At 66.5% G+C, this 21462-nt stretch carries 23 protein-coding genes; 12 read left to right on the forward strand and 11 right to left on the reverse strand.

Annotated features, from left to right (window positions below; translation table 11 throughout):
• Window positions 1–12: 12 nt before the first annotated feature.
• Both C489_RS02395 and C489_RS02400 read right to left on the reverse strand, forming a co-directional pair.
• A complete protein-coding gene (locus C489_RS02395; RefSeq protein WP_006429527.1) occupies window positions 13–1722 on the reverse strand; it encodes a pyrroloquinoline quinone-dependent dehydrogenase in 1710 nt (569 codons plus the stop codon).
• Between the two features lie 6 nt (window positions 1723–1728).
• Complete coding sequence (locus C489_RS02400; protein WP_239642022.1) at window positions 1729–2631, reverse strand: hypothetical protein; 903 nt, start codon at window positions 2629–2631, stop codon at window positions 1729–1731.
• Between the two features lie 192 nt (window positions 2632–2823).
• Here C489_RS02400 and C489_RS02405 point away from each other — a divergent pair, with 192 nt between their 5' ends.
• Window positions 2824–3681, forward strand: a complete 858-nt coding sequence (locus C489_RS02405) for a hypothetical protein (RefSeq protein WP_006429529.1) — start codon at window positions 2824–2826, stop codon at window positions 3679–3681.
• Between the two features lie 20 nt (window positions 3682–3701).
• On the opposite strand, the gene fdhF is transcribed toward C489_RS02405, so the two are convergent.
• On the reverse strand, window positions 3702–5846 hold the full coding sequence (fdhF, locus tag C489_RS02410) for a formate dehydrogenase subunit alpha (RefSeq protein WP_006429530.1): 2145 nt from the start codon (window positions 5844–5846) through the stop codon (window positions 3702–3704).
• Between the two features lie 773 nt (window positions 5847–6619).
• On the opposite strand from fdhF, the gene C489_RS02420 reads away from it, so the two are divergent.
• The 4 genes from C489_RS02420 to C489_RS02435 all read left to right on the forward strand — a co-directional run bounded on the left by C489_RS02420 (window position 6620) and on the right by C489_RS02435 (window position 10242).
• A complete protein-coding gene (locus C489_RS02420; protein WP_006429532.1) occupies window positions 6620–7174 on the forward strand; it encodes a hypothetical protein in 555 nt (184 codons plus the stop codon).
• 68 nt (window positions 7175–7242) lie between these two features.
• Window positions 7243–7899: a molybdenum cofactor guanylyltransferase gene (locus C489_RS02425; protein WP_006429534.1), complete on the forward strand. Its 657-nt coding sequence runs from the start codon at window positions 7243–7245 to the stop codon at window positions 7897–7899.
• A gap of 105 nt (window positions 7900–8004) precedes the next feature.
• Window positions 8005–8928 carry a 2-dehydropantoate 2-reductase gene (locus tag C489_RS02430; protein WP_006429535.1) on the forward strand — a complete coding sequence of 308 codons (924 nt, stop codon included), beginning with the start codon at window positions 8005–8007 and terminating at the stop codon, window positions 8926–8928.
• Window positions 8929–9015: 87 nt separating this feature from the next.
• Window positions 9016–10242: an iron-containing alcohol dehydrogenase family protein gene (locus tag C489_RS02435; protein ID WP_006429536.1), complete on the forward strand. Its 1227-nt coding sequence runs from the start codon at window positions 9016–9018 to the stop codon at window positions 10240–10242.
• A 12-nt stretch (window positions 10243–10254) separates the two neighbouring features.
• Here C489_RS02435 and C489_RS02440 read toward each other — a convergent pair whose 3' ends face one another.
• From C489_RS02440 to C489_RS02460, 5 genes are all read right to left on the reverse strand, one after another.
• Entirely contained in the window at window positions 10255–10716 is a 462-nt protein-coding gene (locus C489_RS02440) for a hypothetical protein (RefSeq protein WP_006429537.1), read from the reverse strand.
• 88 nt (window positions 10717–10804) lie between these two features.
• On the reverse strand, window positions 10805–11554 hold the full coding sequence (gene queC, locus C489_RS02445) for a 7-cyano-7-deazaguanine synthase QueC (protein WP_006429538.1): 750 nt from the start codon (window positions 11552–11554) through the stop codon (window positions 10805–10807).
• A gap of 15 nt (window positions 11555–11569) precedes the next feature.
• Entirely contained in the window at window positions 11570–12364 is a 795-nt protein-coding gene (locus C489_RS02450) for a 7-carboxy-7-deazaguanine synthase QueE (RefSeq protein ID WP_006429539.1), read from the reverse strand.
• A 1-nt stretch (window position 12365) separates the two neighbouring features.
• Window positions 12366–12842, reverse strand: coding sequence for a 6-pyruvoyl trahydropterin synthase family protein (locus C489_RS02455; protein ID WP_006429540.1), 477 nt, complete (start codon window positions 12840–12842; stop codon window positions 12366–12368).
• Between the two features lie 227 nt (window positions 12843–13069).
• Window positions 13070–13426 (reverse strand): winged helix-turn-helix domain-containing protein, encoded by a 357-nt coding sequence (locus tag C489_RS02460; RefSeq protein ID WP_006429541.1) that lies wholly within the window; start codon window positions 13424–13426, stop codon window positions 13070–13072.
• A gap of 164 nt (window positions 13427–13590) precedes the next feature.
• On the opposite strand from C489_RS02460, the gene C489_RS02465 reads away from it, so the two are divergent.
• Complete coding sequence (locus C489_RS02465; RefSeq protein WP_006429542.1) at window positions 13591–14274, forward strand: competence/damage-inducible protein A; 684 nt, start codon at window positions 13591–13593, stop codon at window positions 14272–14274.
• 13 nt (window positions 14275–14287) lie between these two features.
• Here the strand turns inward: C489_RS02465 and C489_RS22035 are convergent, their stop codons facing one another.
• Window positions 14288–14428 (reverse strand): hypothetical protein, encoded by a 141-nt coding sequence (locus tag C489_RS22035; protein WP_006429543.1) that lies wholly within the window; start codon window positions 14426–14428, stop codon window positions 14288–14290.
• A 159-nt stretch (window positions 14429–14587) separates the two neighbouring features.
• Between C489_RS22035 and C489_RS02470 the strand changes: the two genes are divergently transcribed.
• The 6 genes from C489_RS02470 (at window position 14588) to C489_RS02495 (ending at window position 19041) form a co-directional block, all read left to right on the forward strand.
• Window positions 14588–15784: an ATP-NAD kinase family protein gene (locus C489_RS02470; RefSeq protein ID WP_006429544.1), complete on the forward strand. Its 1197-nt coding sequence runs from the start codon at window positions 14588–14590 to the stop codon at window positions 15782–15784.
• A gap of 152 nt (window positions 15785–15936) precedes the next feature.
• Complete coding sequence (locus C489_RS02475; RefSeq protein WP_006429545.1) at window positions 15937–16968, forward strand: phosphate uptake regulator PhoU; 1032 nt, start codon at window positions 15937–15939, stop codon at window positions 16966–16968.
• A gap of 130 nt (window positions 16969–17098) precedes the next feature.
• Window positions 17099–17284, forward strand: a complete 186-nt coding sequence (locus C489_RS02480) for a DUF7525 family protein (RefSeq protein ID WP_006429546.1) — start codon at window positions 17099–17101, stop codon at window positions 17282–17284.
• Between the two features lie 111 nt (window positions 17285–17395).
• Window positions 17396–17620 carry a DUF7123 family protein gene (locus C489_RS02485; protein WP_006429547.1) on the forward strand — a complete coding sequence of 75 codons (225 nt, stop codon included), beginning with the start codon at window positions 17396–17398 and terminating at the stop codon, window positions 17618–17620.
• 106 nt (window positions 17621–17726) lie between these two features.
• The gene (locus tag C489_RS02490) at window positions 17727–18161 is read left to right on the forward strand and encodes an SRPBCC family protein (protein WP_006429548.1); all 435 of its coding nucleotides are present in this window, start codon (window positions 17727–17729) and stop codon (window positions 18159–18161) included.
• 25 nt (window positions 18162–18186) lie between these two features.
• Window positions 18187–19041, forward strand: a complete 855-nt coding sequence (locus C489_RS02495) for a nitrilase-related carbon-nitrogen hydrolase (protein WP_006429549.1) — start codon at window positions 18187–18189, stop codon at window positions 19039–19041.
• A gap of 259 nt (window positions 19042–19300) precedes the next feature.
• On the opposite strand, the gene C489_RS02500 is transcribed toward C489_RS02495, so the two are convergent.
• Together C489_RS02500 and glmU are read right to left on the reverse strand one after the other, a co-directional pair.
• Window positions 19301–20023, reverse strand: coding sequence for a hypothetical protein (locus C489_RS02500; RefSeq protein WP_006429550.1), 723 nt, complete (start codon window positions 20021–20023; stop codon window positions 19301–19303).
• A 156-nt stretch (window positions 20024–20179) separates the two neighbouring features.
• Window positions 20180–21367, reverse strand: coding sequence for a bifunctional sugar-1-phosphate nucleotidylyltransferase/acetyltransferase (glmU, locus tag C489_RS02505; RefSeq protein ID WP_006429551.1), 1188 nt, complete (start codon window positions 21365–21367; stop codon window positions 20180–20182).
• Window positions 21368–21462: the final 95 nt, after the last annotated feature.

The raw sequence follows: 21462 nt of genomic DNA on the forward strand, positions 1-21462 counted from the left end.
TTGGTGTGTTGGTCAGGCCTCGAGCGAGAACACGGCGAGCGTGTCGCCGCGGGTTCCCTGTCGGAGCCAGCCGCTGCCGCCGACCTGGACGGCGACGTACTGTTTCTCCTCGCCGGGGTCGTACCAGCTCATGGGGGAGGCGCTGATCGGGACATCGAACTCGTGCTCCCAGAGGCGCTCGCCGTTCTCGCCGTCGTAGGCGACGAGGTTGCCGTTCTGGGTGCCGTTGAACACGAGTCCCGTCGCGGTCGACATCGAGCCGCCCCACATGTAGAACCGGTCCTCGCTCTCGATCCAGTCGCGCCAGACGCGCTCGCCGGTCGCCGGATCGACCGCCGCGAAGGCGGTGATCGACTCGTTCCACTCGTCGGGGAACTCGGTGGCCGGATCGTCCAGGCCGCCGCCCCAGTAGGGGTTGCCCTCGCTGTACTCCTCGTAGCGCCAGTACAGATCCTGCGGGAAGTTCTGGTGGATGACGTACACCAGTCCCGTCGCCGGGTTGTACGATGGCGGTTGCCAGTCGTTGCCCCCCGGCGCGCCGGGGACGAACGGAATCCGCTCGTCCGCGCTGATGTGGGGAATCATCTCCCACATATTGATGTGCTGGCAGATCTCCTCGCTGCGCTCGTGGAGCTTGCCCGACTCGGCGTCCATCATGTACACCCAGCCGGCTTTGTCCGAGCCGACGACCATGTCCATCGAGCCGTCCTCGACCTCCACGTCCCGAAGCAGTACCCGCGGCGCGGCCGCGTCGTAGTCCCAGACGTCGTGGGGGCTGCTCTGGAAGCCCCACTCGGTCTCGCCGTCCTCGAGGTTCATCGTGATCGTCCCGCACGTGGGGAAGTTCGGTCCCGGGCGGACCGTCCCGTCGAAGTCGGGACCGGGGTTCGCCACCGGCGAGTGGAGGACCCCGCGTTCCTCGTCGATCGTCGGCGTCATCCAACTCGTCCCGCAGCCGTGGGTGCGGCTCTCGCCGACCCACTCGTCTTCAGGTAGCGTGTGCTGTCGCCACTGTATCTCGCCGCTCTCGGCGTCGAGGGCCGCGATGAATCCGATCACGCCGTACTCGCCGCCGGCGCTGCCCGTGTAGATCGTGCCGTCGTGGATCACCGGGGCCCACGTCGCCGAGTAGCCGACCTCGTGGTCGGCGGTCTGGGTGTACCAGACCTCCTCGCCAGTGTAGCGGTCCAGCGCGACGACGCCGGAATCGAGCGTCGTCATGTAGACCTTGTCGCCGAGGACGGCGGCCCCACGGTTGTTGTCGTCACAGCAGAGCTCGACCCCGATCGGCGGCGCGTAGGTGTAGCTCCAGAGGACCTCCCCCTCGCGGGGGTCGATCGCCTTCATGTGATTCGGCCCGTTCGTCTGGTACATGACCGGCGGATCGCCCGGGATCACGATGGGCGTCCCCTCCATGCTCGAGCCCGTCCCGACGGACATCTCGTACTCGAGCTCGAGGTCGGAGACGTTCTCGGGCGTGATCGTGTCGGCGGGCGTGGCCCGGTGTTGTTCGTAGTTCCCGCCGTACATGAGCCAGGACTCGGGGTCCTCGCCCGTCCCGCTCAGCATCTCCTGATCGACGTCGACCTCCGGAATGCGGTCGGTGTCGTGTTGTTCGGTCACCGACTCCTCGGGCCCGCCGACCAGCGTATAGCCGTCCTCGATCTCTCGCAGTTCGATCTCGCGTGCGGCCTGTACGGCCCTGTCGTTGCGTAGTGCCATGCGTGATCACCTCAGTTCGCTCGGAGCGCGCATCTCGTCCGTGATGTAGAAGACGGTGTGCAACAGCTCCTCTTGACTGACGATCTGGACGGCCGAGCCCGCGGTGAACGCGGCCGTCAGCTGTTCGTCCGTAACGCGTTCCTCGCCGGCGAGATCGCAGGCCGCGGTCGCCGAGACGAACAGCCCGCCCAGCATCGCCTTGACGTACCTGACCGCCGCGTCGAGGATCTCGTCGGTGAGCAGCACCTCGTTCTGCCAGAGGTGTCTGTCGAGCCCCTGGATCCACAGCAGTGCCCCGCCCATCGCGCGCTGGTGGAGCGGCGGTATGGTGTCGGTCTCGAACTCGACGCCAGCCGGGATCTGATTCGACGGCACCCAGCGGGCCAGCCGCTCGTCGTTGTTCGTGACGTCGACCAGCAGCGCCGTTTTCTCCGACTCGTCGAAGCCGGCGTCGTCGAGCGCCGACGACAGGGGGTCGGCCAGAATCAGTTCGCGCGCCGTCGTCTCGACGTGCGCCGCCGTAAACCGCGGCAGGTTCTCGTCGAGACTCTCGAAGAACCCGACCTCGAGCAGGTGGTCGTAGAGACGCCACCCGGGTTCGGCGACCGCTGTATACAGTCCGTGTGGTTCGTCCGGGACGCCCGCATCGCGAACGGTCGGCAAGCGACCGATCTCGTCCGCGATGGCCTCCCGTTCCCGCTCGAGCAATTCCCGATCGAGTCGCCTGGCGAGATCGGCCCGAATCGCGTCGCCACGAGAGGCGAACGTCGAGTCGGACCGCGCTTCGATCTGTCCTGCGAGTCGCTCCCACGTTATCGCCCCGTCCCCTGGGGTGTCGACGCCGAGGGTCGTCGCCAGATCGCGTTGTTCCGCGACCGTCATGTCTGCGGCAGTGGATACTTGTGCCATGATACCACGGCACAGTTGACGCCACCCCGTGATTTGATAATACTTACCAATGGATTCGGGGGTGCTCGGAACGGGCTAAATGAGTGTGTTCATTAAACAGGTAAAATGCCTTAGATACGATTATATGCTCCCGCCCTATCCCAGCGGGCACGGTGGCGCTTTTTGATCGTTCGACGCGTAGCAAATGCCCCGATGGTCGACATCTCCGAGACGCTCGCCCGGCTCGAACAGCCCGCGTACACCGGTGACAACCGGTGTCTGCCGTGTACCGCGGTGAACGTCGCTCTCGCGTTCGCCATCGCGGCCGGCCTCGCCATCGCGGGGTCGGCAGTCGCCGGCGCGCTCGCGTTCGGCGTCTGTCTCGCGCTCATCCGTCTCCGGGGCTATCTCGTCCCGGGCACGCCGACGATCACCCGACGGTATTTCCCGGATCGCGTCCTCGAGCGGTTCGGCAAGTCGACAGCGGCCACTCCGACGATCGAGGCGGTCTCCCCCGATGAACTCGCGAGCACCCTGACCGCCGCCGGCATTGTGACGGCCGACGAGGGCGCGATTCGACTCGCCCCCGCGTTCCGACGGCGGTGGAACGACCGCCTCTCGAGCGCCGACGCGGCCGACCCGAGCGCGGCCGAGGTCGGATCGATGCTCGGGGCGGACGAGAGCGAGCAGGTCGGCGAGACCGCGTTTCTCCTCGACGGCCGAAAGCAGGTCCGGTGGGAATCGACCGCGGCGCTCGCGGCCGACGTCGCCGCGGCGGCCGAACTCCGCACCCGGATCGACGGCTGGGACGCTCTCGCGGTCGACGAGCGCCGCGACCTCTTGACGGGGCTGCGACTGTTGCGAGACGACTGTCCGATCTGTCGCGACCAGGTCCAGACCGCTGCCGAGCGCCTCGAGCACTGCTGCCGGCGACCCCGTATCGGTCTCCGGTCGGTCTGTGAGGGGTGTGACCGACCGGTGGTCGAACGCAACCTCGCCGAGTCGGCGGCCGACCCGTGGCTCGAGCTGGCCGGTGTGGCGGTGACGGACGAAGCGACGACCGAAAAATAAGCAGTCTCCTCCGATCGAGTTCAGTCGTCGCCGGCTGCGGGGTCGGCGGTCTCGCCGAGCGGTTCGACCTCGACGTCGATCTCCGCGGCGGCGGCCTTGTACTCGGGGATCTTCGACCGTTCGTCGAGCACGTGGTTCGTAAGCTTGTTCGCCGAGGCGGCGGCGAAGTGCGGCGTCGTCCAGACGACCCCCTCCTTGGTGTCGTCGGTCACGTGTGCCTCGAGCGTGATCTCGCCCCGGCGGGACCGAAGGCGGACGTACTCGCCGTCTTCGATCCCGTAGCGCTCGGCGTCGGCGGGGTGGACGTCGACGAAGTTCTCCGGGGTCTGCTTGTTGAGCGTCGGCGATCTGGTGCTCATCGTCCCCGTGTTGTAGTGTTCCTCGAGTCGCGCCGTCGTGAGGAGCAGCGGGTACTCGTCGTCGGGGGTCTCCGCGGGCGGCGTGTGTTCGACGCCCTCGATGTGGCCCCGTCCACTCTCGGTGTCGAACTCGTGCTCGTAGAGGAACGGATCGCCCTCGTCGCCGGGTTCGTAGCAGGGCCAGTGCAGTCCTTCCTCACCGAGCAGGTCGTAGGTCATGCCGTGGTAGCTTGGACAGACCTGCCGGAGTTCCTCGAAGATTTCCTCGGGGTCCTCGAAGTCGAACCCACCGGGGCCGAACAGCCGCGTCCCGATCTCGGTCAGGATCTCCCGGTCGTGTTTCGTGTTCTCGTGGACTTTTCCCACGCCGCGCATCCGCTGGACGCGCCGGTCGGTGTTAGTGACGGTCCCGCCGCGTTCCGCCCACGTCGTCGCGGGGAGGATCACGTCGGCGTAGTCTGCGGTCTCCGTGTGGAAGATGTCCTGGACGACGGTGAACTCGAGCTCCGCCAGCCGCTCGGCGACCGCGTTGGCGTCCGGCTCGCTCATCACGGGGTTCTCGCCCATGACGAAGAGTCCCTTGATCGAGTCGCCCGCCTCGTAGGAGATCTCGACGTTCGTGAGGCCAGGTTCGTCGGGTATCTCGAAGCCCCACACCTCCTCGACGGATTCGCGGGCCTCGTCGTCGTCGACGAGTTGGTAGCCCGGGAGGACGTTCGGCATCGCGCCGACGTCACAGGTCCCCTGGACGTTGTTCTGCCCGCGAAGCGGGTTGACGCCCGTTCCGGGGCGGCCGAGGTTGCCCGTGATCAGCGCCAGATTGATCTCGTTTTGGACGTTGTCGACGCCGCAGGTGTGCTGGCTCATCCCCATCCCGGTGAAGATGGCCGCGTTGTTGGCCATCGCGTACTTTTCGGCCGCCAGTTCGATCTCCTCGAGCGGGACGCCACACTCCTCGGCCGCGGCCTCCTTGTCGAAGTCCTCGAGGGTCTCTTTCAGATGGTCGAATCCTTCCGTGCGCTCTTCGATAAATTCCTCGTCGATCCAGCCGTCGTCGGGGTTTTCTTCGTGGTGCTCGAGGATCGTCTTGAGGACGATATTGAGGAGGGGAATATCGGTTCCCGGATTCAGCTGCAAGTGCTGGTGGCGGTCGGTGTCGTCGATCTGGAACGACCGCGTCGTCTTGTTCGCGTGGGGATCGACCTGGATGACGGTCGCGCCCTCGAGGACGGCCTGCCGGAAGTACTGGCTGTTGGCGATGGGATGTTGCTCGCCCGGATTCGCCCCCTGAATCCAGAAGACGTCGGCCTCCTCCCGAAGGTCGCGCATGCTGTTTGTCATCGCCCCCGCGCCCAGACTCGTCCGCAGCGCCCAGACCGTCGAGGCGTGGCACATCCGCGTGCAGTTGTCGACGTTGTTGGTGCCGTAGCGGCGGGCCAGCTTCTGGAGGAGGTAGTTCTCCTCGTTCATCACCTTCGAGGAGCCGAAAAACCCCATCGCGTCCGGCCCGTACTCCGCTCGAATCCGCTCGAGTTCGTCGACGATGTACTCGTAGGCCTCCTCCCAGGAGGCCTCGCGGAACTCGCCGTCCTCCTTAATCTGCGGCTCGGTGAGTCGGTCTTCGTGGTCGACTACCTCCGTCGCCGCACCGCCTTTGATGCAGATTCGGCCCTCGTTGACCGGGGCGTCGCCCCACGGCATGAACTGGACGTCGCCCGGTTCCTCGCCCGGCTGTACTTGAATGCCGCACCCGACCCCGCAGTACGGACAGATCGTCTTCACTGGCTCCTGTTGATCACTGGACATTAGGGTCACACCCGTTGCCCGACCAGTCCACCGCCGCGTACATGATACTTTCTACCACACAGATTGTATGTGGCTCTCGATAGATCGTAGCGCCATTTCGAGACGGTAGCACTAGTGATATCCGCGATCAGTATCGGGTGACGAATAGCGATGATCTATCGCAGGAGTTACTGTGGGCTGATATCGAAGCACTCCCCGCCGATTCCGAGGGCCGCGAATCCCGTATCGACCTGTAGTGTCGGCTCTCGACAGAGAGAGCCGTTAAACGTACATTCGAAACCCAACTCTCCTTTCGAGATAACGACGACATCGCCCCGTTCTAGCTCTACTGAAGCGGTTTGTTCGTCTCCCGGTTCCAAATCGATCGTTCGCGTCTCAGTCGTCGTCTCCGCTCGGTCAATATAGTATTCCGTGCGCTCTTCGCGCGTTCCCGTGTTTTCTATGATAATATCCGCGCGACCGGTTCCAACTGCCGCACACCCGGCAAGGCTCCCGAGTACTCCAGTGCCAGTTACCCGAGCGACAAACCCGCGTCGAGATTCAGAGAAGATTGCCATTACCGTTCGACTAGCCGTTCAATGGAGTTATTTTTGGCGTCGTGAAATACAGCGGATTCACTCCATGCCTGCCGAGACAGTCCGTTCTGGTCACTAATTTCCGTCTTTCGAACTGCTGTCGCGGAGCGGTCGAACACCGGTCCGCCAGCGAACGGCGGTCCCGTCTCGAGGACACGGGGATAACGACTACAGGCTACCATGTCAAACGATTCCACGATGGAGGTCACCGACTCGCTCGTCGCCACAAAGGCCCGTGAGTACCGCGAGCGGGAACCCCTGTACACCGTCGAACAGGAAGCCATCGAGACGCTCCCGGCCGCGCTCGAGACCGGTGAGTACGGCCGCCGCGACGCGGCGTGGGTCGTCAGATGGTACTACCGTCGGCACCTCGGCGACTATCCCGACGACGAGCGACGAGCGGCGGAGGACCGATTCCGGAGCAATGACTTCGACGCGGTCCGGAGCGCCATCGCCGACGCCGTCGACGCGGCGACCGCTGCCGAGGCGATCGATCGGCTGACCGACCTCGGGGCCGTCGACGTTTCCGTTGCCTCGGCATTTTGTATGTTCATCGACCCCGACGAGTACGTCGTCGTCGGTCCCCGGGAGTGGTCGGCGCTCCGGGACGCGGGGGAACTCGAGCGGTCCTATCCCGACCCGCCGTCGGTGTCGGACTACGAACGCTACCTCGAGCGCTGCCGATCGCTCGCCGACCGCTTCGACTGCGAGCTGTGGGCGCTGTATCGCGCGCTCTGGCGGTTGTCGGCCTGAAAGGGCCACCCGATTGCGACTCGGACCGTGACCGCACACTTTTGCGATCGGTCGCCCAACGGTCGACTATGTCCCCCGAGACCGAGCGAGACGGGCGTGCAGGCGTCATCATCGCCGGCGGCCACTCGACCCGCTTCGGCGACGACGACAAGGCCGTCGCCGACCTCGCCGGCACGCCGATGCTCCGCCGCGTCGTCGATCGGCTCGAGCCGGTCGTCGACGAAATCGTCGTCAACTGCCGGGACGAGCAGGTGCCGGCGATCCGCGAGGCGCTCGAGGGCGGTCCGGAGGCGTCCGTTGCCGTCGATCCGGTCCCCGACCGCGGGCCGATGGCGGGCATCATGACCGGGCTCCGGGACGCCGCGAGTGAGTACGCCGTCGTCGTCGCCTGCGACATGCCGTTCGTGGATCCCGACCTGGTCGACCACCTCTTCGAACGGGCGGCCGGTTGCGAGGCTGCGGTGCCCCGACTCGAGGACCAGTGGTTCCAGACGACCCAAGCCGTCTACCGGACCGAGGCGATGGTCGACGCCTGCGAGCGCGCCCTCGAGCGCGGCGAGCGGCGGATCGTCGAACCGCTGTTGGAACTCGACTACGTCGTCGTCGACGAAAAGGAGGTCCGGGAGTACGCGAGCCTCGAGACCTTCGAGAACGTCAACACCCGCGAGGAGTTCGCGGCGGCGCTCGATCGACTCGCGGACGAGCGCGACGGGATCGGAGACTGAGTGGCCGGAGTCGACGGACCGCCCGTCGACGCGAGCGAGGACCCAATTGGACCCTCGACCCCGCCAGCCCACAACCTCTTTGACCGATCTGTCCGTACAGAGCGTATGAAATTCGCTGTCTTCGGTGCCGGCGGCGTCGGCGGCTACCTCGGGGCCCGCCTCGCCGACGCGGGACACGAGGTCCACCTCATTGCGAGGGGCGACCACCTCGCCGCCCTCGAGTCCGACGGACTGCGCCTCGAGAGCGTCCGCGGCGACACGGCGGTCGACCTCCCGGCGACCGACGACCCGGTCGAGATCGGGCCGTGCGACTGCGTCCTCTTCTGCGTGAAAGCCCACGACACGCGCGACGCAGCACCGGACCTCGAGCCGCTGCTCGGCGAGGACACGGCCGTCGTCTCGTTCCAAAACGGCGTCGACAACGAGGGGTGGCTCGCCGAGGAAATCGGCGCGGAGCACGTCGTCGGCGGCGTGGCCTACATCTTCTCGACCATCGGCGAGCCCGGGGTCGTCGAGCACACCGGCGGCCCGGCGCGGTTCGTCTACGGCGAACTCGACGGCGAGCGGACCGACCGGATCGAGGCACTCGACGCAGCCCTCTCCGAGAGCGAGGGCGTCGAGGCGGTGCTCGCCGCGGACATCCGGGTCGAACTCTGGCGCAAGTTCGCGTTCATCTGCGCGCAGGCGGGGATGACCGCGACGACTCGACTGCCAGTCGGCGAGCTCCGCGAGACCGACGCCTCGTGGGCGATGTATCGCCGCCTCATCGAAGAGGTCTGTACCGTCGGCAGGGCCGAAGGGGTCGACCTCCCCGAGGACACCGTCGACGAGTGGCTCGAATTCGCGCGTGATCTGGATCCAGAGATGTACTCGTCGCTGCACTACGACCTGACCCACGACAAGCGGCTCGAACTCGAGGCGCTGCACGGCTCCGTCGTCCGCCACGCGGACGAGGTCGGCGTCGACGCGCCGATGAACGAGGCGGTCCACGCGATCTTGCGGCCGTGGGCCGACCGGGCTGAGCGGTAGCTCGGAACCGGGTCCGGCGGCCGACGGCAACCCCGAGCGAATCGCTGCCGCATCCCTTTTAACAGCACGCCGGTCGTACGAACCGCCATGACTCCGTCTCGCTCGAGCGACCGCGACCGGTCCTTTCGGTTCGAGTACGAGCCGTCGACCATCAGGTTCGGTGCCGGCTGCGTCGACGACCTCGCGGCCGAACTCGAGGCGCAGGGCCTCGAGCGCGCGCTGGTCGTCTGCGGCTCGACGGTGGGCGAGACGCCCGCGGTGATCGACCCGGTGAAATCGGGGCTCGAGGACCGGCTGGCCGGCGTCTTCGCCGAGACGACGCCGGAGAAGCGCTTCGAGACGGCCCTCGAGGGCCGCGACCGGCTCGAAGACGTCGACGCCGACGCGCTCGTGAGCCTCGGCGGCGGCAGCAGCCTCGACGTCGCAAAGGTCATCAGCGTCCTCGCGGCGACAAACCGGGGCCCGGCGGCCGCTGGCCGGGAGTTCGCCGAATCGGGCACGCTTTCGGTCCCCGACGAGGGGTTAGTGCCGATCGTCGCGGTGCCGACCACGCTCGCGGGCGCGGACCTCTCGATGGTGGCCGGCGTCACCGCCTCGCCCGACTCGGGGCTGGTCGACGAGGAGATCGGCGGCGGACTCTCCGGTCCCGGACTGATGCCCGCGGCCGCGGTCTACGATCCCGAACTGGTCGCGACTACGCCCGAGTCGGTGATCGCAGGCTCGGCGATGAACGGCTTCGACAAGGGCATCGAGACGCTCTACGCGAGCAACGCGACGCCGGTGACCGACGCGACGGCCAGGCACGGCCTCGCAAAACTCACGGACGGACTCGGCGCATTCGAAGATGGGGACCGCGATACCGCCACGTTCGAGACGATACTCGAGGGGATCGTGCTCGTCCAGTACGGCATCTCGCGGCCCGGCGAGACGACGGCCTCGATCATTCACGCCTTCGGCCACGGGCTCACACGGACATATGACGTTCAGCAGGGGGCCGCCCACGGCGTCGTCGCCCCCTCCGTCCTCGAGTACCTGTTCGATCAGGATGGCGTGGACGCGCGGGCGGGGATGCTCGCGAACGCGCTCGGCGTCGACAATGCTGCGGATCAGGAGGTGGCGGTCGTCGAGGCGGTCACGGAAATCCGGGATGGGCTCGACCTCCCGTCGCAACTCCGCGAGGTCGACGGCCCGGAGCCCGCGGCGTTCACCGCGGTCGCGGAGTCGATCCTGAACGACCCGTTTATGGCGAACGTGCCGCCGGGACTGGACCCCTCGATCGACGAGATCGAAGCGGTGCTCGAGGCGGCGTGGTAGCGCCGAGCGGTCTCAGCGATCGACGCTGGCATCCGTCCCGTCGACCGCCGGCGGCGGGTCGGCCCCACGAGGCGGCGGCTCGAGGCCAGGGTGGACCGGCGAGCACAGTCTGACGGCATAACACAGCAGGGCCGTGCCGCACGCGGAGAGCAGGAATACCAGCGTCGGGGCGGCGATGTGGACGAGCCTGAGGAGGCCCAGCCCCCCGCCGAGCAGGAGCGAGAGGAGTTGGCCGGCGTCGGCCCAGTCGGGAAGGCGGTCGGCGATGCGGTCCCGATAGGTGGTCACGTAGAGCAGCCCGCAACACGCCCCGAGAAGCACCGCCGGCCAGTACTCGAGGGGCCGCGGGAGTCCGATATCCCAGTGGAGGTAGCCGACGTAGAACGGGAACCCGACGAGCAACGCCACGAACTCGCCGCGTCGCCCCTCCGGGAGCTGCCAGCTGCCGTCGTCGTCTCGGAACCAGTCCAGCATTGCGGGTTCTCAGCGGTTTGTTCAACGTGTCGACTGGTGAATGTTTCTATCGACCGTCGAACGCGAGAACGGGGTGGCGTCGTGGTCGCTACGAGTCGTCGTCGACGTACGACGGCCGCTCGGCGTACTCGATCGGGTCGCGGACGCCGATGTTCTGGAACGCCTGCAGCCGGAACGCACAGGCGTCGCAGGTACCACACGCGGGTTCGTTCTCGCGGTAGCAACTCCACGTGTGTTCGTAGGGAACCGCGAGGTCGACGCCGCGCTCGGCGATATCGGTCTTCGAGTGCTCGACGAACGGCGCTTCGATCGAGATCTCGGTGTCGGGTTTCGTGCCGACGTCGACCACGGTCTCGAAGGCCTCGAAGAACTCGGGGCGGCAGTCGGGATAGCCCGAGAAGTCCTCGCTGTGTGCCCCGATGAAGACCGCCTCGCAGTCGTTGGCTTCGGCGTAGGAGACCGCCATCGCCAGCAGGTTCGCGTTTCGGAAGGGAACGTACGAGGTCGGAATCTCGTCGCTCTCGAGGTCGGCGTCGTCGACGGCCATTTCGTCGTCGGTGAGACTCGAGGCTCCGATCGCCGAGAGGTGGTCGGTCTCGAGTCGCAGGAAATCGGCCGCGTCGAGTTCGTCGGCGAGCAGGCGGGCACACTCGAGTTCGCGATCCTCGGTGCGCTGGCCGTAGGAGGTATGCAGGGCGTAGATCTCGTAGCCCCGGTCGCGGGCCACGGAGGCGGCGGTGGCGCTGTCCATGCCCCCCGAGAGGAGGACGACGGCGCGTTTGCGTTCGGAAGCCGGTTCGTCGGTCGCGGTGTCGGTAGTGTCGGTGGTGTCAGTCATGAGTCGCGTGCAGTCTCAGGTTTCGGGCGCGTCGTTCCAGAGGTCGACGTGCAGTCGCGGCGTGTACCGGAAGCCGTAGTCCATCGCGAGTTCGGCGACGCGGGTGCGGGTCTCCGCGAGCCGATCGCGGGTCGCGCCCTCGGGCATCAGGAGCACGTCGTCGTTGGGGATCGGTACGTCGGCGGCGTCGCGGAGGTCGTCGAGCAGGGCGAGGATCTCCGGCATGTCCTCGGCGTCGGTTACGACGAACTTCAACTGGAACTCGTAGTCCTCGACGAGCGCGGCGAGCGCCTCGAGGTCGATCCGGTCGTCCTCGTGGCGCTGTTCCCACTCGCCGTCGCCTTTGGGGTCGCGCTCGGGCGTCGGCGTACTGCTCTCGAGTTTCGGGCTGATCGAGGCGAGATCGATCGGCGCGTCGCGGTAGATCGTGCCGTTGGTCTCGACGGTCGTGTGATAGCTCCGGTCGTCGAGGGCCTCGAGCAGGGCGACGCTCTCCTCGTGGAGCAGGGGTTCGCCACCGGTCAGGACCACATGATCGGCCTCGTGGCTCTCGATTTCGGCGAGGATCTCCTCGAGCCCCAGCCACGCGTGGGTGGGCTCCCAGGACGTGTGATAGGAATCGCAGAACCAACACCGGAGGTTACAGCCGCTCGTGCGGACGAACACCGACGGGACGCCGGCGAGGGTTCCCTCGCCCTGCAGGGAGTAGAACAGTTCGTTGATTGGCAGCCCCTCGGGGCGGTCGTCGCCGTCGGCTCCCGAATCGGTCTCGGTGCCGGCCTCGCGGTCGACGGAATCGGAAACCGGCATCTCAGCGCTCGCTCCCTCCGCAGAGTTCGCTCGTCTCGCTGACCCGGACCGCCACGTCGGTCACCGTCTCGGGCAGCGCCGCCGCGAGTTTCCGCTCGAGGAGCACGCTCATCACCTCGGCCGTCGGCGGCTGCTCGAGGACGACGACCCCGTCGTCGTCCCCGGCCGCTTCGAAGGCTTCGACGAGGGGATCGCCGGCCTCGAGCAGGAACATGTGGTCCCACTCGGAGACCACGTCGGTAATATCGCCTTTGTCCGCGATCCATCCCTCCTCCGTCAGGGTGCCCGTGACGGTGACGGCGACCTCGTAGTTGTGCCCGTGCGGTCGCGCACACTTGCCGTCGTGGTGTCGGAGCCGGTGGCCGGCACTGATCCGGATCGGCCTGTCGTGCCCGACGCGGAGAACGCGAGGCGTTCCGACGACCTCGTCGTCCGGTACAGGGTCGGACGCGTCGCGCTCCGCGGCTGGTTCGGTCATATCCCCGTATTCTCTCGGGAATACTTAAAGATGGCCGAGTGTCCCCGATCGGTGGTCGGCTTCCCACGAGCGAGTCGAACGGGTCTCGGGAGGGATCGGATGCTGTCCCCTGAAATAGGCATTCTCGAGAACGAGACCAGCGATCAGAAATCCCCGGTGACGGTAGTCGGTAGGGCCACTCGCTCGAGTAGAGGGACGTTCCGAAGGTTCCCTCGTCCGATCGGATCTCAGTCGGTGAGCTGGTCCTGCAGTCGGTTTTTGGCTTCCGTGCGACGCTTGCGCGAGAAGGCGGGCGTTTCGTCGGAGAAGTCGATTTCGATCTCGTCGAGCGTGCGGCGGTAGATGTTCGTCCGTCGCCCCTCATCGGAGAGCTGTCGGCCCTCGCAGGTCAGTAGGCCAGCGTCGACGAGTTCCTCGATCCGGCGATAGCAGGTGGCGATCGGGATCTCGATGTCTTCGCTTAACGCCTGTGCAGATTTCGGTGTTCCGGCTGCACAGAGGATTTCCGCACTGTATTTGTTCCCCAGTGCGGCGAGAATGGCGGCCGAATCCGCGTCGGTATGTTGTGTCCGACTCCGAGACATACTCTCTTCGTTACTAATTACTTGAATTGAATCTTGTGGTTATCGCGAGTACTACTTTATATGATATTCTGTAGTTGTGTTGGGTGTTTGACCAGATTTCGTACCAGCGGCGGTGATCGACTCGAGGGCGAGACCCATTTGAGGACCGGGCGCGAACGACCGGTATGAACGTCGCGGTCGTAACGGTCGGGGACGAACTGCTCGCCGGACGAACGACGGACACGAACGCCGCGTGGCTCTGCGAGCGGCTCGCAGGTCGCGGCGTCGACGTCGAACGCGTGACCACGGTCCCGGATCGAGTCGGCGATATCGCCCGCGTCGTCAACGAGTACCGCGCCGAGTACGACGCCGTGATCGTCACCGGCGGCCTCGGGCCGACACACGACGATCTCACCATGGACGGCGTCGCGGCCGCGCTCGGCCGCTCGGTCGAGGAACACGACGACGCCCTCGCGTGGCTCGAGGCGGACGGCTACACCCGCGACGACCTCGCGTCGGGCACGGCGGCTCTCCCGGCTGGCGCGCGGGCGCTCCACAACGAGCCGGGCGTCGCCCCCGGGGCGGCGCTGGAGGGCGTCTACGTGCTCCCCGGCGTGCCCTCGGAGATGAAAGCGATGTTCGAGTCGATCGCCGAGGAGTTCACCGGGACGCCGACCTACCGGGAGCGAGTCGTCGCCGACGAACCGGAGAGCGCACTGCTCGATCGAATCGCCGAACTCCGCGAGCGGTTCGACGTCGCCGTCGGGAGCTATCCGAGCGAGTCGGTCCGGATCGAACTGAACGGCACCGACGAGGCGACCGTCGCGGAGGCGGCCGCGTGGCTCCGCGAGCGGGTCGACTCTCCGTGAACGCCGCGAGTCCTCAGCGGTAGAAGGAGGCGAGCCACGCGATCGTGACAAGCAGGCCCAGCGCGAGCGCCCCCCAGCCGACGGCGGCCATCGGTAGCTCCGGTTCGGCTCCCGTTTCCGTCGCGAGAACGGCGGCGTCGATCAGTGCAGACATGATCGGCGATCCGTCCGCATCCCTCTTAACCTTTCAGAAACCGAGTCGGTCGCCGCGGCTCGGACTCGAGTCGCACACGCGGCAATGTCTACTGAGCAACGATCTGGCCCCGGCACGGCCTGCGATACGGCTTTCCGACTGGGGTCCCCATCCCCCGCTATGGAGTCCATCGGCGTCGTCGTCAACCCGATCGCGGGGATGGGCGGTCGGGTCGGACTGAAGGGAACCGACGGAAACGTTGCGGAGGCGCGCCGCCGCGGTGCGGAGCCGCGAGCCCCCGACCGAGCGCGGGAGGCGCTGCGATCGCTGCACCGTCGCGCGCCCGACCTCACCGTCTACACGGCCGCCGGCGCGATGGGCGAACGCGCGGTGCGAGACGCGGGCTACGAGCCCGCCGTCGTCTACGAGCCGGCCGACGCCGACGCCAGCGATACCGAACCCGTTTCGACGACCGCCGACGATACCCGGGCGGCCGTCCGCGCGCTGCTCGAGCGCGGTCATCAGACGGCGTCTGATGAGCCGTCAGAATGTACGCGTTCTGACGACGGCGTCGATCTCGTGTTCTTCGTCGGCGGCGACGGGACCGCCGTCGACGTGGCCGAGGTGCTCGAGGCGGCCGAGGGCGAGACGCCGATGCTCGGCGTGCCGGCCGGCGTGAAGATTTACTCGTCGGTGTTCGGCGTGACGCCGGCCGACGCCGGCCGGATCGCCGCCGAGTTCGACCGGACCGAGACTCGCGAGGTCAACGACATCGACGAGGACGCCTACCGCGAGGGCGAGGTGCGGACGGAACTCAAAGCCGTCGTCCCGGTCCCCGTCGCCCCGGCGGTCCAATCGAGCAAGCAGGTCTCGAGCGGCAGCGTCGAGTCGCTGGCCACGGGATTCGCCCGCGAGGTCGAACCGAGTCGGACCTACGTCTTCGGGCCCGGAGGCACCGTCGGTGCGATCGAGGAAGAGCTGGGCATCGATCCGTCGCCGCTCGGCGTCGATGTCTGGCGTGCGGCCGAACGCGATGACTCGGCTGGAAACGCAGCGGGCGCGAACGCGGAGCACGGGGAACTGCTCGCCCACGACGCCGCCGAGTCGGACATCCTCGAGGTCCTCACGGATCCGGTCACGATCGTCGTCTCGCCGATCGGCGGACAGGGGTTCGTTTTCGGCCGCGGGAACCACCAGATTTCGCCCGCAGTGATCCGGCGGGCCGACGAGATCGCGGTCGTCGCCGCCGCCGAGAAACTCGACGAGATCGACTCGCTGCGCGTCGATACCGACGACGAGGAGATCGACGAGGAGCTCCGTGGCTGGCTGCAGGTCCGCACGGGACGGTTTACCACCCGCCTCGTAAACGTCGTCTGAGTAGCCGCTGCAGTGTCTAAGGAGTACCCCGTTTGCACGCGAGCATATAAGGTATTCGTCGGAACGGCCGCGGAAATCAACCATATAACGATTCGGTCGTGTATAATGACCATATAGTCAAGATTAAGGTCGGGTCGATCGTAGGGTGTTGCATGGAAACGCGGAAAGTGCAACGACTCGGCCCGTCGACGCTCGCGATGACGCTCCCCGCAGAGTGGGCGTCCGAACACGACGTGGAGAAAGGCGACGAGGTCTCCCTACGGACCAGCGGGAAGGGGACCCTGACCGTGATGCCCGAATCCGCCAGCTCGGAGGAAACGGAAGCGATCATCCACACCGACGACCTCGACGCCGACGCCGTCGAGCGCGCGATCGTCGCCCAGTACGTCCTCGGCCGGCGCATCATCCGTATCGAGCGCGAAGACGGTGCCCTCGAGTCCGATCACATCAACGCGGTCTACCAAGCCGAGACCCAGCTGATGGGGCTCGGCGTCATCGAGGAGACTCCCGAGAGCATCTCGATCCGCTGTTCGGTCGACCCCGAGGACTTCACGCTCGATAACCTCCTCGAGCGCCTCGAGCGAACCGGCCAGACGATGCGCGGCGAGGGGATCAAGGCGCTGGCCCACGGCAACCCCGATCTGGCCCAGCGCGCGCTCAACCGAGAGCGGCAGGCCAACAAGATCTTCGTCCTCCTCCTGCGCCTGATCTTTACGGCCTACCAGAACCCCAACCTCGCGCGAGCGGTCGGGCTGAACACCGGCTTCCCGCTGATCGGCTACCGGTCGATCGCGAAGAACCTCGAGCTGACCGCCGACAACGGCGAGGACATCGCCGAGATCGTCATCGAGACGGAGGGCCACACCTTGAACGTCGACAGCTCGGTGATGCGCCAGATCCGAGAGCTGAACGACCTGGTCGACGAAATCACGTCTCGAGCCGTCGAGGCGGCCGTCGAGCGAGATTACGACAAATCCAACGAGGTCCGCGAGCTGTTCCACGAGATCGACGACCTCGAGCAGGAAATCCTCTCGGGGCTGCCCGAAATGGACAACGAGGACCTGCTGCGGATCCGCGAAGTGCTGGTCAGTCTCCAACAGACCGCCCAGTACGCGATGCGAAACGCCGAAATCGCGGCGAACCTCGCGTTGAACGAAGAATCCGAGCACACGACGATCAACTGATCGGCCCGCCCGCCCCAGCGCGGGCTTGCAATCATCGCTGGTCGACGGTGAGCCGAAAGCCGCCGCCTGTCGGGCCCGACAGTTCCGCGGAATGAGTGAAGTTAAGAGACCCCACACACAACGCCCGGACATGGCTACGGAATCCGAGACGACCGACAAGGGCGTCGGACTGGCGCTCGCTCTGGGCGCACTCGCGGTGATCGGCGCACTACTGATGTACACTGGCGCACCGGACGTGACCGCGGCGTGGGGCTTTGCCGCGGCCGTCCTCTTTAGCTCGCTGGCAGTCGTCGGCATCCACCTCTACTGGCACTGACGACGATCGAATCCGGCTCGCCCCCGAGCGTCGACGGCGACCGCTTTGCGATCGGGCCGTCTCGGCCGTTAAAAGTTAAGACCGACGACAACCTAAAGGGACCCACGGACGATGACCGACTATTCCGACGAAGAGCAGCGAATTATCTCGTACCTCCGCGAGAGCGCCGCCCGCGGCGAGCAGTACTTCCGGGCGAAAAACATCGCGGACGCGATCGGACTCTCGTCGAAACAGGTAGGCGCTCGGCTCCCCCATCTCGCGGAGAAGACGGACGAAGTCGATATCGAGAAGTGGGGTCGCGCTCGGTCGACGACGTGGCGCGTTACGATCAGTTGAGCGGCGTCGGACCGGGCCCCGATCGGCGTCGCCCGGCACCGCAGGACCCGCCACTGACCGCCCGCGGTCCACGGTCTTTTTATCCGACAATCGCACACGTACGGGCATGACTGTACGGGTCAACCGGTCGTTCGACGTGTCGGCGTCGCCCGAGCGGGTCTGGGAGTTCATCGCCGATCCGGCGAACCGCGCCCGGGCGATCAGCGTCGTCAAGGAGTATTCGGTAGACGATTCCGACGGGCGGCGGGTGACCTGGCACGTGCAACTCCCCATCCCCCTCGTCCGCAAGACCGTCACCGTAAACACCGAAGACGTCACCCGAAGACCGCCCGAGTACGTCGAATTCGTCGGGAAGTCGAAGGTCCTCGAGGTCACCGGGACACACGAAATCGTCGAAACCGACGACGGCGCGCGCCTCGAGAACTCGTTCGTCGTCGACGGCAAGCTCCCGGGCGTCGAGAAGTTCTTCAAGCGGAACCTCGACTCGGAACTCGAGAACCTCCAGCGCGCGCTCGAGCGGGACCTCCAGACGACACAGTAACGATGGTGGAGGCCACGGTGAGAGTATGACCGTCGATACGAACCGCGAGGCCGCTGGGGCCGACACCGGTGACTCGCTCACCCTCGCGCTCGCACAGATTCGGGTAGAGGCCGGCGAGGTCGAGGCGAACGTCGATCGGGCGCTCGAGGCGGTGGCGCGGGCCGCCGCTCGCGGGGCCGATCTGGTCGCGCTGCCGGAACTGTTCAACGTGGGCTACTTCGCGTTCGATCTCTACGCGCGCAACGCGGAACCCTTCGCGGGCGAGACGTTCACCCGGCTCCGTGAGGCGGCCGCCGACCACGACATCGCCGTCCTCGCGGGCAGCATCGTCGAGGATCTGGGGGCGACCGAAACCGTCGAAACGCCGGCCGACGACGGGTTGGCGAACACCGCTGCGCTGTTCGACGCCGACGGCGAACTCCAACTCGTCTACCGAAAACACCACCTGTTCGGCTACGAATCGGCCGAATCGGAGCTGCTGGTTCCCGGCGAGCGCCTCGAGACGGCGTCGATCGGCGGGCTGACCGTCGGCGTGACCACCTGTTACGACCTGCGATTTCCGGAACTCTACCGGCGGTTGGTCGATGACGGCGTCGAGTTGGTACTCGTCCCGAGCGCGTGGCCCTACCCGCGCATCGAACACTGGGAAACGCTCTCGCGGGCCCGCGCGATCGAGAATCAGGCCTACGTCGCGACGATCAACGGGGCCGGCGAGTTCGACGAGGCCACCCTGTTGGGCCGCTCGAGCGTCTACGACCCGTGGGGCGTCTCGCTGGCCTCGAGCGGCGACGAGCCGGCGCTGGTTATGACCGAGATCGAACCGAAGACGGTAGCGGACGTCCGCGAGGAGTTCCCGGCGTTGCGGGACCGGCGACTGTGACCGTCACGGAATCGCAGGCTGTGGCGGGGACCGACCGCTGACTTTTTATTTCGCCACGTATTCCATACGGATGCCGGCATAGGCGCTTTTCACGTCTCACCGGCAATTGCGCGTCGCTCCGGCCCGTCGCGCGCTCGGTTTCCCGGGAACCGAGCCACGCCCGCACCCGTCTCCTCGTCCCACCTTTCGTCACTCTCGTTTCGATACGTTGGTCCGCAGATCCGCGGCTCTCGAGAGCCATTTTCGCCGTTCTCGCGAGTCAGAACGGGAACCCGCCGTAGCGCAGGTAGACCATATCGAGGATGAGAACGAGTTGGAAAAAGCCCTGCACGCCGCCGAGCATCGCGTTCTGTTGGCCGATCGCGGAAATGATCGACGGGTCCGGCTCGGCCGAGCGCATCTCCTTGTACATGCGGAGTTCCCCCGGCAGCAGGAAGCCAAAGCCCTGGACCGAGAGGATCGTGACGATCCCGAGCGCGACGGCGATCGCGGGCTCGGTCATCGCGAACCCGTCGATGGTGAGCCCGACCCAGACCAGCGAGCCGACCGTCGCCAGCGCGAACGGAACCTGCCAGCGCCGGTCACGCCACGCGTTCAGCCGCCAGCCCAGTAACAGCAGGATCGGGATCAGGTTCGCCGCGGTAAACAGCGCCAGCCACGACTCGGCGTGGGGAAACATGCCGATTCGTTGCGCCAGCGTGATGCCGCCGGCGATCGTGACGAACGCGAGCGACGGGAGGAGAAACGCCGTCTTGGGCGTGAGCCGCTGGAACACCGCCGCGCTCTGTTCGTCGTCGAGGCCGCCGATGACCGGCCCGAGGACGGCACCGATGAAAATGTCGAAGCCCGTCCACAGAATCCCCGCCATCACGTGGACGAAGGTGTGCTGTTGGATCGTTGCGGCCGTCACCGCGTAGCCGAGTGCGGCGAGCGGAATCGCTACCACAGCGACCGCAAACGCCGGATTTGCTTGGTTCCCCATCCCCCTGATCGTTCCGCGAACCGTCGCCGTCGACATGGATGCCAACAGTCAGCATGACAGTATAAATACTGTTGCTCGAGCAACGACTACCGGAAGCCAACCGTTGGCCAAAAGCGTTGGTAACAGCCCGCAAGCGGCGTTTGAGACGGCTCGTCGTTACCGGTCCCGGTCGACGGTTTCGCCGGGGCGGGTGGTCGCGCCGCCCTCGAGTTTCAGGCCGGGCGTGAGACTCGTGTTGATGCCGGTCTTGGCCTCGTCGCCGGCGACGACGCCGAACTTCCGGCGGCCGGTGGAGACGCGGTCGCCCTTGACGGTGAACCTGATATCGGCGTCGTCGTGGCGGAGGTTCGCGACGTTCGTCCCCGCGCCGAAATTGACGTTCCGGCCGAGCACGCTGTCGCCGACGTAGGAGAGGTGACTGACCGACGTGCCCCGCGAGACGATGCTGTTTTTGATCTCGACCGAGTGGCCGACTTCCGCGTCCGGGCCGACCAGCGTCGCGCCGCGGACGTACGCGTTCGGGCCGATCTCAGCGCCCTCGCGGACGAGTGCCGGCCCCTCGATCACGACGCCGGGGTCGACCGTCGCGCCCTCCTCGACGACCACCGGGCCCTCGAGCGTGGCGTCCTCGCTCACGTCGCCGTCGATGCGGCGCTCGAGGTCGCCGAGTTTCCACTCGTTCGCCTCGAGTAACTCCCACGGCCGGCCGACGTCGAGCCAGCGCTCGAGCGTAACCGGCGTCACGTTGTACTCGTCGATCACGCGGGCGACCACGTCGGTGATCTCGTGTTCGCCGCGCTCGCTCGCCGGCACCTCGAGCCACTCGCGGGCCTCGACGGGGAAGGAGTAGGCCCCGGCGTTGGCGAGGTTCGTCGGCGGCTCGTCGGGCTTTTCGACGATTTCCGTGACGCGGTCCCCGCCGGGTCCGGTGCTGAGGACGCCGTAATTGCTGGGCCGGTCGACCTCGATCGCACAGACCGCCGGACAGGCGTCGAACAGCCGATCGATCGCGGCCTGATCGTAGAGGTTGTCACCGTTGAGGACCGCGAAGGGGCCCTCGAGGTGGTCTCGAGCGGCGTTGACCGCGTCGGCGGTTCCGGCCTGTTCCGCTTGGACGGCGTAGGAGACGGGGACGCCCCGGAACTCGGCACCGAAGTAGTCCCGGACCGTCTCGGCCTCGTAGCCGATCACGAGCACGATTTCGTCGGCTCCGGCCTCGACCGCCGCGTCGACGGTGTGGGCCGCGAGCGGTCGGTCGGCGACCGGGAGCATCGGCTTGGGTACCGACTCCGACAGCGGTCGCATTCGTGTTCCCTGACCCGCCGCGAGAACGACTGCCTTCATGTACTCGCCCCTTCCACGAATCCCCGGATAAGCGATTCGTTCGCGAGTAGAAACTGAAAGGCGAGCGGTCCGTTAATACCGCTGGGAAATCGGAC

This window comes from Natrinema versiforme JCM 10478 (assembly GCF_000337195.1).
GTDB classification, from domain to species: domain Archaea; phylum Halobacteriota; class Halobacteria; order Halobacteriales; family Natrialbaceae; genus Natrinema; species Natrinema versiforme.

Excerpts from the sequence above, each read along its gene's own strand:
- C489_RS02425 (WP_006429534.1), top strand. The coding sequence starts at position 7,243 with ATGTCCCCCGAGACCGAGCGAGACGGGCGTGCAGGCGTCATCATCGCC.
- C489_RS02480 (WP_006429546.1), top strand. The coding sequence starts at position 17,099 with ATGGCTACGGAATCCGAGACGACCGACAAGGGCGTCGGACTGGCGCTC.
- C489_RS02495 (WP_006429549.1), top strand. The coding sequence starts at position 18,187 with ATGACCGTCGATACGAACCGCGAGGCCGCTGGGGCCGACACCGGTGAC.
- C489_RS02455 (WP_006429540.1), bottom strand. The coding sequence starts at position 12,842 with ATGACCGAACCAGCCGCGGAGCGCGACGCGTCCGACCCTGTACCGGAC.
- C489_RS02490 (WP_006429548.1), top strand. The coding sequence starts at position 17,727 with ATGACTGTACGGGTCAACCGGTCGTTCGACGTGTCGGCGTCGCCCGAG.
- queC (WP_006429538.1), bottom strand. The coding sequence starts at position 11,554 with ATGACTGACACCACCGACACTACCGACACCGCGACCGACGAACCGGCT.
- C489_RS02395 (WP_006429527.1), bottom strand. The coding sequence starts at position 1,722 with ATGGCACTACGCAACGACAGGGCCGTACAGGCCGCACGCGAGATCGAA.
- C489_RS02435 (WP_006429536.1), top strand. The coding sequence starts at position 9,016 with ATGACTCCGTCTCGCTCGAGCGACCGCGACCGGTCCTTTCGGTTCGAG.
- C489_RS02430 (WP_006429535.1), top strand. The coding sequence starts at position 8,005 with ATGAAATTCGCTGTCTTCGGTGCCGGCGGCGTCGGCGGCTACCTCGGG.
- C489_RS02475 (WP_006429545.1), top strand. The coding sequence starts at position 15,937 with ATGGAAACGCGGAAAGTGCAACGACTCGGCCCGTCGACGCTCGCGATG.
- C489_RS02450 (WP_006429539.1), bottom strand. The coding sequence starts at position 12,364 with ATGCCGGTTTCCGATTCCGTCGACCGCGAGGCCGGCACCGAGACCGAT.
- C489_RS02465 (WP_006429542.1), top strand. The coding sequence starts at position 13,591 with ATGAACGTCGCGGTCGTAACGGTCGGGGACGAACTGCTCGCCGGACGA.
- C489_RS02420 (WP_006429532.1), top strand. The coding sequence starts at position 6,620 with ATGGAGGTCACCGACTCGCTCGTCGCCACAAAGGCCCGTGAGTACCGC.
- C489_RS02460 (WP_006429541.1), bottom strand. The coding sequence starts at position 13,426 with ATGTCTCGGAGTCGGACACAACATACCGACGCGGATTCGGCCGCCATT.
- C489_RS02440 (WP_006429537.1), bottom strand. The coding sequence starts at position 10,716 with ATGCTGGACTGGTTCCGAGACGACGACGGCAGCTGGCAGCTCCCGGAG.
- C489_RS02470 (WP_006429544.1), top strand. The coding sequence starts at position 14,588 with ATGGAGTCCATCGGCGTCGTCGTCAACCCGATCGCGGGGATGGGCGGT.
- C489_RS02500 (WP_006429550.1), bottom strand. The coding sequence starts at position 20,023 with ATGGGGAACCAAGCAAATCCGGCGTTTGCGGTCGCTGTGGTAGCGATT.
- C489_RS02405 (WP_006429529.1), top strand. The coding sequence starts at position 2,824 with ATGGTCGACATCTCCGAGACGCTCGCCCGGCTCGAACAGCCCGCGTAC.
- C489_RS22035 (WP_006429543.1), bottom strand. The coding sequence starts at position 14,428 with ATGTCTGCACTGATCGACGCCGCCGTTCTCGCGACGGAAACGGGAGCC.
- C489_RS02400 (WP_239642022.1), bottom strand. The coding sequence starts at position 2,631 with ATGGCACAAGTATCCACTGCCGCAGACATGACGGTCGCGGAACAACGC.
- glmU (WP_006429551.1), bottom strand. The coding sequence starts at position 21,367 with ATGAAGGCAGTCGTTCTCGCGGCGGGTCAGGGAACACGAATGCGACCG.
- C489_RS02485 (WP_006429547.1), top strand. The coding sequence starts at position 17,396 with ATGACCGACTATTCCGACGAAGAGCAGCGAATTATCTCGTACCTCCGC.
- fdhF (WP_006429530.1), bottom strand. The coding sequence starts at position 5,846 with ATGTCCAGTGATCAACAGGAGCCAGTGAAGACGATCTGTCCGTACTGC.